This is a genomic window from Kitasatospora sp. GAS1066B, from assembly GCF_041262605.1.
GTDB lineage: Bacteria > Actinomycetota > Actinomycetes > Streptomycetales > Streptomycetaceae > Kitasatospora.
This window is the reverse complement of the sequence record NZ_JBGCCO010000003.1, coordinates 96,829-111,042: the sequence shown is the minus strand read 5'-3', so window position 1 is coordinate 111,042 and position 14,214 is coordinate 96,829. Positions and strand designations below refer to the sequence as shown.

Genomic DNA, 14,214 nt, shown 5'->3' with positions numbered 1-14,214 from the left:
CGGCTGGGTGGTCCGGTTCAGCCGCGCGGCAGCGGCTGCTCGAACCAGACCACCTTGCCGACCGCCTTGCGGGCGGTCCCCCAGCGCTCGGCGAGCTTGCTGACCAGGTTGAGGCCGCGACCGTTCTCGTCCATCGACTCGGCGGGCTCCAGCGACGGCAGGTTGTGGTTGTCGTCGCTGACCTCCACCAGCAGCTTGTCCACCCGGATCAGCTGCAGCTGGACGTAGTCCCTGGCCACCCGGACCGCGTTCGTGACCAGCTCGCTGACCAGCAGCTCGGTGGTGTCGCTGAGCGCGCTCAGCTGCCAGGCCGCCAGCTGGTCGCGGACCAGCCGGCGGGCCCGGCGCACCTCGGCCCTGTCCACCGCGAGGGTCCAGGTGGCCACCTCGGTCTCGGCCACGCCGTCGAATCGCGCAACCAGCAGCGCCACGTCGTCCTTGCGGTCGTCCGAGTGCAGCCGGTCGAGCACCGTGTCGCAGGCCTCGTCGGGCGTCTGCTTGGGATCGATCAGGTTCCCGCAGAGCGCCGCCAGGCCCTCTCCTATGTCACCGCCGCGCACCTCGACCAGCCCGTCGGTGCACATCACCAGCATCGAGCCGTCGACCACGTCGATCTTCTTGGCCACGAACGGCACCCCGCCCACCCCGATCGGCGCGCCGGCCGGGATCTCCAGCAGTTCGCCGGTGCCGTCCGGATGCACCAGGACCGGTGGCACGTGGCCGGCGCTGGCCAGCTCGCAGGTGCGGTTGATCGGGTCGTAGACCGCGTAGAGGCAGGTCGCCAGATGGTCGTCGCCGATCTTCTGGGCCAGGTTGTCCAGGTGGCGCAGCAGCTGGCCCGGCGGCAGGTCGAGCGCGGCCAGGGTCTGCATCGCGGTGCGGAAGCGGCCCATCGCGGCGGCCGAGTGCAGGCCGTGGCCCATCACGTCGCCGACCACCAGGGCCACCCGGCTGCCGGGCAGCTGGATCGCGTCGAACCAGTCGCCGCCGACCTCGGCGCGCCGGTCGCCCGGCAGGTAGCGGTGCGCGATCTGGACGCCGGGGATCTGCGGCGGGCGGGTCGGGATCATCGAGCGCTGCAGGGTGGTGGCCATCTTGGACTCGGCCCGGTGCAGCCGGGCGTTGTCCAGCGACAGCGCGGCCCGGGCGGCCAGCTCGCGCAGGGTGGCGGCGTCGGCCTCGTCGAAGGGGGCGCGGTCGGGCAGCCGCAGCAGTTTGAGGATGCCGAGCACGGTGCCGCGCGCGGAGAGCGGCAGCACCAGCATCGAGCGCCCGGAGACCACCGGCACCAGGCTCGGCCCGCCGCCGAGCGCCGCCGCGTAGTCCACCGCCAGGTCCTCGCCGACCACCGGGACCAGCACCGCCTGGTTGCGCTGCAGCGCCATGCCGGGCGGGGTGCTGCGGGGCATCGCCAGCAGCGCGCCCTCCTCCAGCACGTGCGACCAGGTGCCGGCCGACTCGTGGTAGCTGCGGGCCACCCGGCGCAGCATGGTGTCGTCGTCCGGCGCCTCCTCGGGCAGCTCGGCGTCCGAGATCAGCCGGTCCAGCAGGTCGACGCAGGCGAAGTCGGCCACCCGGGGGACCAGCACCTGGCACAGCTCGCGGGCGGTGGTGTCCAGGTCGAGCGTGGTGCCGACCTTGCCGCCGACCTCGTTCAGCAGGGTCAGCTGCTCGCCGGCCTGACCGTCGGTCAGCAGCGGGGCCAGCTGGTCGGCCGGGGGCCTGGTCCGCTCGCCGGTCGCCGGCAGGGGCAGCATGGTGGCGGGCGGCTGGGCGGTGGCGGCGGGTTGCTGATCGGTCGTCAGGGGGGCTCCCGGGGTCGGTGCGGGGCTCGGGGCGCCGGCGCCCGGTTGCGGGCGATGCTGCGCCGGTAGGGCCGGGGCGGCCGGGTCGAGGCGGGGCTCGGCGGCGGCCCGGGGTTCGGGGCGCGGTTCCGGGACCACCCGCAGGCCCAGCTGCCCGGCGGCCGCGGCGGAGCGCTGCTGGGCGGTGGGGTAGCGGCGACCGAGCCCGGCCGCGAGTTGGGCCACGCCTGCGGAGAGCGGCTCGTAGGGGACGACCGGCAGCCTGGTGCCGTCGTCCACCCAGAGCGCGGGCGCGCCGGCGGTGGCGACCTGGCGCAGCATCGCGCGCAGCCGGACCGGGCCGATCCTGGGCAGCAGCGGTGCGAGCGGGCTGGCCGAGCCGGGGACGGTGCCACCCAGCGCGGCCGAGATCCGGTGGAAGCTCCCCTGGGCGTCCGGGCGGGCGGCGCCCCAGCAGTTGGTCTCGGCCGCCGCGTAGGGCAGCAGCCGGCGGCCGATCGCGATCCGCGGGCCGCGAGCCCGCAGCGGGCGGGCGTCGGCGGCCAGCGCCAGCAGGCTCCGGCCGTCCGCTTCGAGCAGCGGGTAGACCCACCAGAGCACCGAGCGGGAGCGCTCCTCGCGATCGGTGACCGGCATCAGGCCGGCCCAGGCGCCGGCCCGGGTCAGGTCGTCCAGGGTGTCGAAGGCATCGCAGCGGCGCCCGGCCGCCAGCGGTGCCCGGGTCAGCGAGCGCGGCTCCACGGCGGGCAGCAGGCCGCCGGCGGTGCGGCCCTGGACCGTCTCGGTGCGGTGGCCGAAGAGCTCCTCGGCGCCGCGGTTCCACAGCGCGATCCGGCCGTCCGGATCGACCAGCACGGCTGCCAGCCGCACCATCGCCACCACGCCCGCCGGTTGGTCGGCGGGCTCCGGTTCGGCGAGCGGCGGCGGCGCGGCGACCGAGCCCAGGGCGCGGGGCTGGTTCGCCGGGGTGTCCGCTGTGGAGTTCGGGTCGTCCGCCATGGGATTCGTGTCGCTCCCGCCTGTCCGGCCGCTGCTGGGCCTGTTGCCGCCTCCAGCGAAGCACGGACCGGCCCCGAGCCGGTACCGAAACCGCCAGATTCCTCGGTATCAGTTGCGTGTCACCCAGCGTGCGCCCTGCCGCACGCCCTGTCCATGACTTCGTTGGCCGGATCTCGCCGCCCCTGCGGCCCTCCCGGTCCCGCTCCCCGGCCCGGGTAGGCTCGACGCGGCCCGTCCGCCGGTACGGCGGTGCGGTAGGGCGGCGTGGCACGACGACGGGAACGACGGGACACGATGGCAGAGCGAGGCGAGCAGGTGACCGCGGTGAGTCCCGTCCGCTGGGCGGACCCGGAGCGGCAGCGGCTGGAGGAGCGGGTCGCGGCCACCGAGTTGGCCTGGCTGACGCTGGAGGTCGACGTCGAGACCCTGCGGGTCGAGATCGACAACTTCGCGCTGATCCACCACGAGCGCCTGGGCCCGCTCTACGCCCGGATCGACGAGCTGGAGGCGCTGGTCGCCGAGGCCGTGGCCGCGCGCACCGGCAGCCCCGAGGACCTGCGCCGGGCGGTGGACGCGCGCCGGCTGGTGGACGAACTGCCGGACCTGGACACGCTCTTCGACAGCGTGCGGCAGGCCGAGCAGCGGGCCGCCGAGGCCGCGGCGGGCGGGACGGACGGGACGGACGGGACTGCCGCCGACGAGCAGCTCGAGCAGCCGCGGCGGGTGCGTCCCGGCAAGGAGGCCCAGCGGCTCTACCGCGAGCTGGCCCGGCGGGCTCACCCCGACCTGTCCACCGACCCGGCCGAGCAGCAGCGGCGCTCCGCCTTCATCGCCCGGGCCAACGAGGCCTACGCGCGCGGTGACGCGGCGGCGCTGGAGTCGCTGACCCAGGAGTGGTCCACCGCCCCGGAGTCCGCCCCCGACTTCGCCGCCCCCGACCGCGGCGCCTGGCTGCTGCAGCGGCTGGACTGGCTCTCCGCGCGGATCGCCGAGCTGGCCACCGAGCAGGTCCGCCTGGAGTCCACCGCGATGGGCTCGCTGCTGGCGCTGGCCCCGGGCGACCCGGACCAGCTGCTGGCCGAGTTGGCCGAGCAACTGCTGGCCAAGGCCGCCGCCCTGCAGGCCGAACTGGGCCGGTTGCCGGCCGATCCGGTGGACAATGGGGCACCGACACCGACGTCCGTACCGCCGACACCCGTGCAGGAGAGCCCGCGCATGTTCCAGCAGATCCCCACCGTCCAGGTCCAGAGCCTGCCCGCCGACGCGGTCCTGGTGGACGTGCGCGAGCAGGACGAGTGGGACGCGGGGCACGCCGAGGGCGCGCTGCACATCCCGATCGGCGAGTTCGTCGCCCGCACCGGCGAGTTGCCGGCCGACGTCCCGCTGTACGTGGTCTGCCGGGTCGGCGGCCGCTCCGCCCAGGTGGTGCAGTACCTCGTCGGCCAGCAGGAGCGGGAGGCCTTCAACGTGGACGGTGGCATGTTCGCCTGGGCCCAGGCCGGCCGCCCGATGGTGAGCAGCTCGGGGAAAGACGCCTACGTGCTCTAGGGTGCTGGCCCTGGGCAGGGGAGGGCCCTGGCAGGGAAGGAAGGGGCCGGATGACCGACGCTGACGAGCCGGGCGAGCCGGCCGCCGAACGCGCCTGGTCGCGGCCCGCGCTGGCGGTGCTGGTGGGCGGCGGTGCGGCGCTGGTGCTCGGCACGGCCGTCTTCCTCGGCTTGGTCTTCCTGAGCGTGGCGCCGCCCAACTCGCTCTCGCAGCGGTACCAGAGCCAGGTCGACGGGCTGGTCTACCCCGAGTTCGAGCAGAACTGGAAGCTCTTCGCGCCCGACCCGCTGCAGCAGAACATCAGCGTCGAGGCCCGGCTGCGCAGCGCCGCCGGGGACGGTGCCTGGGTCGACCTGACGGCCCAGGACATCGCGGCGATCCGCGGCAACCCGATCCCCAGCCACGTCGACCAGAACCTGCTGCGCCGGGCCTGGGACTTCTACGACGGCAGCCACACCTCGGACGAGAATCCGGTCGGGCAGCGCGGCGGGCTGGCCCAGGAGTACCTCAAGCGGATCGCGCTGCAGCGACTCGGCCGGAGTCTGGACGGCGCCCCGGTCACCGGGATCGAACTGCGCTCGGCCACCACGGCGGTGGCGCCGCCACCGTGGAGCACCCAGCAGTGGTCCACCGCGCCGCAGTACCGGCAACTCCCCTGGTGGCCGGTGAGCACGGCGGACTACGGCGGTCTGTCATGACCGGGCAGCCGGAGACCGGGACCGAGGGGCTGCTGGCCGGGATCCCGCGCCAGGGCGGCCAGCCGGCCCCGGCGGACCCGGCGGCGGACCCGACTGCGGTGGCCCCGGCGCCCGCCGCCGCTCCCCCGTCTCCCCCGCCGCCTCGCCCGCGGCTGGGCGCGCAGTTGCGGGACGCCGTGTCGGCCGGCTGCACCACCTTCTCGGCCCGCCCGCTGGCCCGGCATCAGGCGGCCGTGGTGCGGATCGGCTTCGCCCTGGTCTTCACCCTGCACCTGCTGCGCGAGTGGCCCCATCGCCGGGTGCTGTACGGCGACCGCTCGCCGTGGAGCCCTGGGCTGGCCCGCGACCTGCTGGGCGACACCCACGCCTTCACCGTGCTGGTCTGGCGCGACGAGGGCTGGTGGTTCGAGGGTTGCTACCTGCTGGCGATCCTGGCCGGGGTGCTGTTGCTGCTCGGCTGGCGGACCAGGTTCAGCTCGGTCTTCTTCCTGGTGGCCGTGGTCTCGGTGCAGAACCGGAACATCCTGGTCGGCGACGGCGGCGACAACATCGTCCACCTGATGGCGATCTACCTGGTCTTCACCCGCTGTGCCGAGGTCTGGTCGCTGGACGCCCGGCGGCGCGCCAGGGGCGGCGGCGGTGACGCGGTCGGGGTGCTGCTCTGGGTGCTCGGCGGTGCGCTGCTGACGGCGGCTCAGCTGACCGGACACCTGACCTGGCGCGGCGACGGCTGGCCCTACCTCGGCTGGTCGGTGCTGTTCTGGACGCTCTGGGCGTTCGCGGCGCTCTGGTGGCTGGTCGGGCGCCGGTGGCCCGGCGGGGAGCCGCGGGCCGTGCTGGACGCACTGGCCACCATGCTGCACCACTGCGCGATGGTGGTGATCGCCGCGCAGGTGGTGCTGGTCTACTCGACGGCCGGCTGGTACAAGGTGCAGGGCTCGCGCTGGCAGGACGGCAGCGCCCTCTACTACCCGCTGCACCTGGACTACTTCACGCCGTGGCCGGGCCTGTCCGCGCTGCTCGGTGGCAGCGCGGTGCTGGTCTTCGTCTGCTCCTACGGCACCGTGCTGGTGCAGGTCGCCTTCCCCTTCACGCTGGTCAACCGGCGGGTGAAGAACGTGCTGCTGGCGGTGATGATCACCGAGCACCTGGCAATCGCGGTGCTGCTCGGCCTGCCGATCTTCTCGCTGGCGATGGTCGCGGCCGACGCCGTCTTCCTGCCGACCGGCGCGCTGGTGTGGCTGGGCGGGCGGGTCCGTTCGGTCCTCGGCGCCGCCGGGCGGCGGCCGGTGGCCACCTAGACTGTCCGGTATGCCCTGGCTCACCGCCCTTCGCCACACCGGGCGCGCGGGCCTGCGCCTGGAACGGGCGTTGAGCGATCCGGTCCGGGCGGTGCGCGGGGCGCTGGCAGTGGCGCTGGTGGTCTTCCCGGTGCTCGCGATCGGCGGGCCGCGCCCGGCCACCTCGGCCGCGATGGGCGCCTTCATCGCCGGCACCGCGACCTTCCAGCGCAGCTTCCGGCCACGCCCCTCGCTGGCGCTGGCCGCGGGTCTCGGCCTGGGCGTCAGCACGTTCCTCGGTTACCTGGCGGTCTCGGTGACCGGGCTCTTCCTGGTGCTGCTCGCCGCCTGGGCGTTCGCGGCGGGCCTGGCCTGGGCGCTCGGCCCGACCGCCGGGGTGGTGGCCACCAACACGCTGACCGTGATGCTGGTGGTGGTCCAACTGCCCGTCAGCGTGCCGACCGCCGTGGCGCACGCGCTGCTCTGCGCGCTCGGCGGCGGGGTCCAGGCGTTGCTGATCACGCTCTGGCCGATCAAGAACTGGGGCGCCCAGCGGGACGCGCTGGCCGACGCGTACGCCTCGCTGGCCGACTACGCCCGCCGGCTGCGGCAGGACCCGCACGCCGCCATCGACCCCGGCCCGCTGATGACCGCCCGGCACGCCGCGGCCCTGACGCCCTGGCAGCAGCGCCGCCGCCCGCCGGAACTGCGCGGGCTGCGCGGGCTGGCCGAGCGGATCCGCCCCACCCTGGCCGCGATCTCCGACCCGCAGCTCGGCGCGGCCGCCGAGGGCCCCGAGCGGGACCGGGTCAGGGAGTTGCTGGGCGGCGCCGCCCAACTGCTGGACGTGCTGGCCCGGGCGATCCGCACCGGCGACCCGCCCAGCTATCCGGGCGCCGTCACCACCGCGCTGGCCGCCCCGCTCCACCCGGTGCTGAGCGGCCCCGCGCTGCGCGCCGCCCGCCGGCTCACCACGCTGCTCGACCGGGCCTTCGGCACCCTCGACCAGAACACCGAGTCCACCCTGCAGACGCCGATCGCCGGCTCCGGCGGCGCGCTGCTGCGGCCCGGCCTGGCCAAGATAGTGCCGGTGGCCGTGCGGACCGTCCGCCACCAACTGCGGGCCGGCTCGCCGGTGTTGCGCCACGCGCTGCGGCTGTCCGGGGTGGTCACCGCGGCCTACCTACTGGCCCGGCTGACCGGCCTGCACCACAGCTACTGGGCGGCGATGACCGCCGCGATGGTGATCCGTCCCGACTTCGGGCAGACCTACAGCCGGGGTGTGGCCCGGGTGGTGGGCACCCTGGTCGGCGTGCTGCTGGCCACCGGGGTGGTGGAGCTGCTGCATCCGGGGAACTGGGCGGCCTGCGCGCTCGCCGTGGTCTGCATCGCGGGCGCCTACCTGACCCTGCGCACCGGCTACGCGCTGATGACCACCTGCGTCTCCGCCTACGTGGTCTTCCTGCTCGGGATGGAGCCCGGAGCGCCGCTGGAGACCGCCCGGGAGCGGATCCTGATGACCCTGCTGGGCGGTGGGGTGGCGCTGCTCGGCTACGCGCTCTTCCCGACCTGGGAGACCGCGCGGCTGCCCGAGCGGACCGCCGAGTGGATCACCGCCGTGGGCCGGTACGCCGCCGCCGTGCTGGCCGGCTACGGCGACCCGGCCGGGCGCGACCCGCGGGCGGTGCGGCGGGCGCTGCTGGACGCCAGGGAGGCGCGGGCGGCCTTCCTGCTGGCGCGGGAGCGGGCGGCGGCCGAGCCGGTGCGGCACCGGGTGCACTCGCCGCAGCTGAGTCTCGGGCAGCTGGGGCGAGCCCGTGAGGCGCTCGGCCTCCTCTCCCGGGTGGTGCTGCTGATGGAGGCCCACCTGCCCGGCCGGCAGGCCGAACCGGTGCCGGGGGCCGCCGAGTTCGGGCAGGAACTGGCGCGCGCGACCGCGGCGGCCGGGGCGGCGGTGCTGACCGGGACGGCGGCCGACTTCGGGCCGCTGCGGGCGGCTCGGCGGGCCTGGGCACGGGAACTGGACCGGCAGCCGGGGCAGCTGGACGTGCTGCGCGCCGGCTCCCGGTTGCTGCTCCAGGCGCTCGACGAGCTGGAGCGGGCGATCCGCCCCGCGCCGTCAGCGGGTGGCGGTGTGGGCCTGCCAGTGGAAGAGGCCCATGCCGACCGAGGTGGCCAGGTTGAAGCTGGAGACCAGCGGGCGCATCGGGATCGCCAGTAGGGCATCGGCGCGCGAGCGCAACTCCTCGCTCACCCCGTGCCGTTCGGAGCCGAAGACCAGCAGTGCCTGGTCGGGCAGCCGGGTGCTGTGGATGGACTCGCCCTCGGGGTCCAGCACGTAGAGCGGGCCCGGCGGCAGCCGGTCGGCCGGCAGCCGGGCCACGTCGGTGGCGAAGTGCAGCCCGGCGCCGGCCCGCACCACGGTGGGGTGCCAGGGGTCCAGATCGCCGGTGGTGACCACGCCGGTGACCCCGAAGCCGGCCGCCAGCCGCACCACCGCGCCCACGTTGCCGAGGTTGCGCGGGTTGTCCAGCACCACCACGGGCGCCCGCCGCGGCAGCGCGCTCAGCCGGGCCAGCGCCAGCTCGGGATCGGGCCGCACCGCCAGCGCGGCCACCCCGGTCGGGTGCGGGCGGGCGACCACCTCGCGCAGCACCGCCGGCGGGACCTCGACGGCCGCGGCGAGCACCGCCTTCGCCACGTCGGGCGCGAGGGCGCGGCTCAGCTCGCCGAGCGCCGACCGGTCGGTGGTGACGATCTGCCGCAGCTCGCCGCCGAACCGCAGGGTGTGCTTGAGCGCGTGGAACCCGTCGATCAGCACGGTGGACGGATCCGCGGCCGCCGCCCGCCACTGGCGCAGCGCGAGGTCCGGGTCATCGTGGTTGGTCATACGAGCACTGTCGCATGACCAACCGGCGCTTCAGGCCGGGGTGCCCCGCTCCCAGAGTTCTTCGGCATGCTCGGCGAACCGGTCGAACATGCCTCCGTCCTGACAGCGGCGCAGCTGCATCATGGGGGAGTCGTGGCCGACGAGGCGAGCCAGGTGGGGGGTCACCAGTGCGGTGTGATCGAAGCGGAAGACCGACAGGCTGACGTGGTTGGGGCCGTCCTCCGGCGCGCTGAAGCGGGCCTCGATACCGCTCGTTCCGGCGAGCTTGGCCAGGTTCTCCAGGGTGATCCGGATACGGGTGGAGACGGTGAGCGCCACGTTCTCGATCTCCTCGCGCTGGCGGGTCGTCGCCGACTGCGGATCTCCGAGGAGGAAGCGCACTCGGCAACCGGCCTCCGCCTTGCGGCGCAGTCTCTGGTGCAGGGCCGGTTGTTCCAGCCACACGAAGTAGTTGGTGTAGCCGGCGAGGAAGATCTCTGACGTGGCGTCATCGATCAGCTGGGACCAGACGGACGTGGGACAGGCCGAGCGGTACGGGTAGACGGCGAACACTTCCCGGTCGTGACCCGTCTTGAGGTTCGCCCGAACTGAGTTCGGCCAGATCATCCGTTCATCAACCCCTAGTGCGGTGCAGACGTCGGTGCGGCTGCGCTGGTGTGGGACCAATGTGGCGTCAGCCAGCCAGCGTTCCACAGTCTTGGGAGTGACACCGTCAACCCGGTTGAGTTCGAGTTCGTCAAGACGGCGGCCTGCCAGAACACGGCGCGCAAGTCGTGCCCGGAGGTGGCTGTGAACGTCCCCGGCGTGGTCGCGCTCCGCGACAGCGACCGGCCACGTGAGATCGTCACCATGACCCCGGCGGCGTGGACGGACTTCGTCGCCGCCGTGAAGGCCGGAGAGTACGACCTGAGCGTGTAGGAGAGTCGTGGACTGTCCGCTGTGTGAGCGGCCCATCATGGTCGATCCGGAAGCAGCTCAGGGCTTCTGCTTCAGCTGCAACGAGTGGGTCACCGCCTACCCGGACGTGCCGGAGCCGTACCGGTACACGCCACAGGGCCGTCCTTACCGGCCTCGAAGGCACCGGCCGGACGGCCCGCCCGGTGGGTGCGGCGGACAGTCCACGTCCGCGTGAGGCGTTCTGCTTTCTGCGCAAAGCGCTGGACAGCGGCCTACTCCCACTCCCAGCGGATGCCGCGCTGCCCCGGCTGCTGGTCGGTGGCCAGCACGTGGGCGCTGGCCGAGGCGCCGATCCAGAGCCGTTCGCGCACCCGGTCCTGCAGTGCGCCCGGGTCGCGTTCGTAGCGTTCGCAGTGGGCCGGCACGGCGGTGGGGTCGAAGTGCACCTGGAGCACGTACTCGCGCACCGGCGTCGCGAAGCGGCGGCCGTAGACGGTGGTCGGGCCGCCCGGTGGCAGCTCCACCTCGTACTCGAAGACGGCGCAGTCGCCGAGGCCGAGCGGGCGGTCCAGCAGCAACTCGGCGACCAGCAGGCCGATCTCGGGGCAGCGGCGGACCCGGCCGAGCCGGGCGTGCCGGACCGAGGTGAGTTCGGGGCAGCCGACGGCGTCCTCGTCCGCCTGGTGCACCACCAGGCAGCGGGAGACGCCGGCGGTGGTGGCCCGCACCACCTGACGGGTCCTCAGCAGGCTGCCGAAGCGGTTGGCGTCCAGGTAGCAGGCGTCGTGCACGCTGAGTCGTTCCAGTTCGCCGGTCGGCGGCGCGTCGAGTTCCGCGAAGACTTCGGCGATCCGCTGCTCCTCCGGCCAGATGGTGGCCACCGGCAGGCAGTCCTGGGGGCCGCCGGTGACCCAGCGCCCGCGCGGGCGGGGCGGGCCCAGCAGGCCGGACAGCGCGGTCCTGGGCAGTCCGAGCAGCTGTTCCAGCAGCGCTACGGCCCGGACCGAGGAGGCCCGTTCGGGCTGGCTGCGACCGCGTCGCCAGTAACTCAGGGTGGTCACACTGACTCTGACGCCCTGTCGGTCGAGCTCGGTGCGGATCCGGTCCAGGCTCAGCCCGCTGGCCTCGATCGCGCTGTGCAGGGTGGCTGCGAACTCGCTGGTAGCGGGCCGCCGCTCGGCGCCGGCCGACGGGGGCAGTTCGCGCAGCGCGACCGCGTGCGGCAGCTGCTGCTCCACCAAGCGGAGATGAGCGGTGTTCTGCGGGTAATACGTGCTCATGCGAATGACCTTCCCCACCAGCCGCCAAGCTGTCCGAGGACTACGCGGCGGGACCGGCTCGGTGCCGTTGTGGGGACGGCACCGAGCTGCAGGAACCTTACGCAGGGATCAGAGGCTACGTCATCCACCGCGTGCTATGACAGTGGTCACGACAAATTACTTTCACGCGGGTTTGCTCGGATCTCCAAACGGACGAAACGCGAATGCAACAATCCCGCCGCTATCGGACGCTGGTCCGATAGCGGCGGGATCTCACTACCTGGGATTATTCAGAATTCGGTGTCAGCGAGCTACCAGGTAACAACGCGGAGTATCAGCCGACGTTCAGGGTCGGCACGGGCGACTCAGCCGACGTTCAAGGCGGTGTCGTCGAGGACGAAGCTGGTCTGGCCGTTGCCGCTCTCGCTGCCGGTGAACGTCAGGGTGACGGTCTGTCCGGCGAAGGCGGTGAGGTCCACCGTGTGCTGGAGGTAGCCGCTGGCCGCGTCCAGGTTGGAGAACGACGCCACGGTGGTGCCGTTGGCCTGGACGGTCAGGGTGTCGTCGGCCGTCGAGTCCGTGTTGGCGGTGTCCACGTGCAGCCAGAAGCTGAAGGCGGCCTGGCAGCCGGCCGGGATCTTGACGGTCTGCGACACGGTGTCGGTGTGGACGCTGCCGTAACCGTCCAGCCAGGCGTCGTAGTTGCCGGAGTGCGCGGGCTGGCTGCCCAGGTCGCTGTTGACCACGCCCGAGCTGGCCTGCCAGGGCGAGGCGCTGCCGGACTCGAAGCCGGGGTTGCCGAGCAACTGGGCCGCGGTGCAGCTGGAGGCGGCCGCGACCGTGAAGGTGAAGGTCGCGGTGCCGGTGGCGCCGGTGGTGTCCTTGGCGGTGACGGTCGCCGAGGAGGTGCCGGCGGCGGTCGGGGTGCCGGTGATCAGGCCCGAGGTGCTGATCGACAGGCCGGCCGGCAGGCCGGTGGCCGAGTAGGTCAGGCTCTGGCCCGAGGCGCTGTCAGTCGCCTTGACCTGCAGCGAGACGGCGGTGCCGACGGTGCCGCTCTGCGCGCCGGGGCCGGTCACCGTGACGGTGTTGCCGCCGCCGGCGGAGCTGCTGCCGCCGAGCAGTGCGGTGGTCAGCGCGTCGGCGACCGGGGAGCCCCAGCCGGTGACCTGGTCGTAGCCGGTGCCGGCGTTGAAGTCCTGGTTGCCGCTGGTGGTCACGTCGTGGAACGTGGTGCCGTAGGCGCTGCTGTTGGCGACCGAATAGAGCGCCGGGTTGGCCTGGCCGAGGTTGGCCTTGCCGGCCGCCTTGGCCTTCTGGTTGAACAGCGCGGTGTAGCCGGACCAGAGCGGGGCCGCGGCGCTGGTGCCGCCGTAGACCTGCCAGCCGGGGCTGCTGGTGCCCTGGGTGTAGATGGCGAAGCCGCTGTTCGGGTCGGCGTTCGACGACACGTCGGGGACGGTGCGCATGGTGCCGCTGACGCCGGTGCCGGTCTGCCAGCTCGGCTTGCCGAAGACGGTGGAGACGCCGCCGCCGGCGGTGGTCCAGGCGCTCTCCGAGGAGTAGGAGGTGCCGGAGAGCTGGAGGTTGGTGCCGCCGACGCCGGTCACGTAGGTGTCCGAGGCCGGGAAGTCGACCGACTTGACCGAGGCGCCGCTGGTGGAGCGGGTGCAGTCGCGCGAGCCGTCGTCGCCGGAGGCGGAGAAGACCGAGATGCCTTCGGCGGCGGCCTGCTTGAAGGAGGTGTCCACCGCGGTCATCGAGGACTGGGTGGTGTCGGGCTCGCAGCCGCCCCAGGAGATCGAGATGACCGAGACCTGGTCGTCGGCCACGATCTTGGCGGCCATGTCGATCTCGCCCTGGTCGCTGTTGGGGGCCTCGTAGACCAGCTGGGTGGCCTTGGGGGCCACGCCGCGGACGATCTCGCTGTCCAGCTCGACCTCGCCCTGGCCCTGGCCGGGCTTGCTGTCGTAGCTCTGGCCGTCGACCGGGACGGTGCTGACCGCCGGGCCGCTCAGGCCGAACTGCTTGTCGTAGGTGGTGAGGTTGGTGGCCTGGTAGCCGTCGAACTCCCAGAGCGCCACCTTCACGCCGGTGCCGTCCGCGCCCATCTTGTTCAGGTTGTAGGCGCCGTCGTACTGGCTCGGGCCGTAGCCGCTCGGCGATGCCATCGGAGCCGAGGCGTTCGGCTTGGCCAACTGCGGGGTGCGCACGGTCTTGTTGTTCAGACCGGAGACCCCGTCGACTATCGAAGCGACGTCGGCCGGCAGCGAGGCGGCGTTGTCGTTGGCGAAGAACTGCTTGGCGTCCGCGGCGTCGTAGTACGCGCTCTCGTGCGTGCCGAAGGCCTGCGCGATCTGGGCGTTGCCGCCCTTGGCGTCGATCACCTGGCGGTTGGCGCTGACCGAGACGGTCAGACCCTGCGACTTCAGGTAGCCGACGACGTGGTCGACGTCCGCCTGCGTCGGCGCGTAGCGGGCGGCGAACTGGGCCGGGGTCAGGTAGTGGCCGTAGTTCGGCGAGGCCGGGTTGGCGACGTCGGCCAGGAACTTGTCCAGGTCGGCCGTGTTGCGCAGCTTGAGGCCGACCGCCACCGAGATCTGCTGGGCGGCGGGGACGTCGCCCTGCTTCTGCGAGTGGGACACCGCGGGGGTCACGGTGTCGGGCAGCGCCACGCGGGGGGTCGCGTTGGGGGTGGCGGCCTGGGCGGCGGTGACCGACAGCGAGGCGGCGCAGAGCGGCAGCAGGGCTATCGCGGCGGCGAGCGCGAGGGGACGGGGTCGCACTGGGATCCTCCTCTGGCCGGCGTGCATGGCCGGCAGGGGTCAGGCGTTCTGG

The 14,214-nt window shown here is 73.5% G+C and carries 10 protein-coding genes; 5 read left to right on the top strand and 5 right to left on the bottom strand.

Annotation, left to right across the window (positions count from 1 at the left end; genetic code table 11):
- Nucleotides 1-17: 17 nt before the first annotated feature.
- Entirely contained in the window at nt 18-2,804 is a 2,787-nt protein-coding gene (locus tag ABH937_RS03875) for a SpoIIE family protein phosphatase (protein ID WP_370217230.1), read from the bottom strand.
- Between the two features lie 294 nt (nt 2,805-3,098).
- Between ABH937_RS03875 and ABH937_RS03870 the strand changes: the two genes are divergently transcribed.
- Genes ABH937_RS03870 through ABH937_RS03855 form a run of 4 tightly spaced genes read left to right on the top strand, consistent with a single transcriptional unit; the run spans nt 3,099 to nt 8,551 of the window.
- Nucleotides 3,099-4,352, top strand: a complete 1,254-nt coding sequence (locus ABH937_RS03870) for a rhodanese-like domain-containing protein (protein WP_370217229.1) — start codon at nt 3,099-3,101, stop codon at nt 4,350-4,352.
- 50 nt (nt 4,353-4,402) lie between these two features.
- Nucleotides 4,403-5,050 carry a DUF5819 family protein gene (locus ABH937_RS03865; protein ID WP_280691269.1) on the top strand — a complete coding sequence of 216 codons (648 nt, stop codon included), beginning with the start codon at nt 4,403-4,405 and terminating at the stop codon, nt 5,048-5,050.
- Entirely contained in the window at nt 5,047-6,351 is a 1,305-nt protein-coding gene (locus ABH937_RS03860; protein WP_370217228.1) for an HTTM domain-containing protein, read from the top strand. The genes ABH937_RS03865 and ABH937_RS03860 overlap by 4 nt, the downstream gene beginning before the upstream one ends.
- Before the next feature lie 10 nt (nt 6,352-6,361).
- Complete coding sequence (locus ABH937_RS03855) at nt 6,362-8,551, top strand: FUSC family protein (protein ID WP_370217227.1); 2,190 nt, start codon at nt 6,362-6,364, stop codon at nt 8,549-8,551.
- Here ABH937_RS03855 and ABH937_RS03850 read toward each other — a convergent pair.
- On the bottom strand, nt 8,450-9,220 hold the full coding sequence (locus ABH937_RS03850; protein WP_370217226.1) for a TrmH family RNA methyltransferase: 771 nt from the start codon (nt 9,218-9,220) through the stop codon (nt 8,450-8,452). The two genes, ABH937_RS03855 and ABH937_RS03850, sit on opposite strands and share 102 nt — an antisense overlap.
- 30 nt (nt 9,221-9,250) lie before the next feature.
- Nucleotides 9,251-9,913, bottom strand: coding sequence for a DUF5919 domain-containing protein (locus ABH937_RS03845; protein ID WP_370217225.1), 663 nt, complete (start codon nt 9,911-9,913; stop codon nt 9,251-9,253).
- 96 nt (nt 9,914-10,009) lie between these two features.
- On the opposite strand from ABH937_RS03845, the gene ABH937_RS03840 reads away from it, so the two are divergent.
- On the top strand, nt 10,010-10,138 hold the full coding sequence (locus ABH937_RS03840) for a DUF397 domain-containing protein (protein ID WP_370217224.1): 129 nt from the start codon (nt 10,010-10,012) through the stop codon (nt 10,136-10,138).
- A gap of 251 nt (nt 10,139-10,389) precedes the next feature.
- On the opposite strand, the gene ABH937_RS03835 is transcribed toward ABH937_RS03840, so the two are convergent.
- Together ABH937_RS03835 and ABH937_RS03830 are read right to left on the bottom strand one after the other, a co-directional pair.
- On the bottom strand, nt 10,390-11,397 hold the full coding sequence (locus ABH937_RS03835) for a hypothetical protein (RefSeq protein ID WP_280691262.1): 1,008 nt from the start codon (nt 11,395-11,397) through the stop codon (nt 10,390-10,392).
- Between the two features lie 344 nt (nt 11,398-11,741).
- Nucleotides 11,742-14,162 (bottom strand): protease pro-enzyme activation domain-containing protein, encoded by a 2,421-nt coding sequence (locus tag ABH937_RS03830; RefSeq protein ID WP_370217222.1) that lies wholly within the window; start codon nt 14,160-14,162, stop codon nt 11,742-11,744.
- Nucleotides 14,163-14,214: the final 52 nt, after the last annotated feature.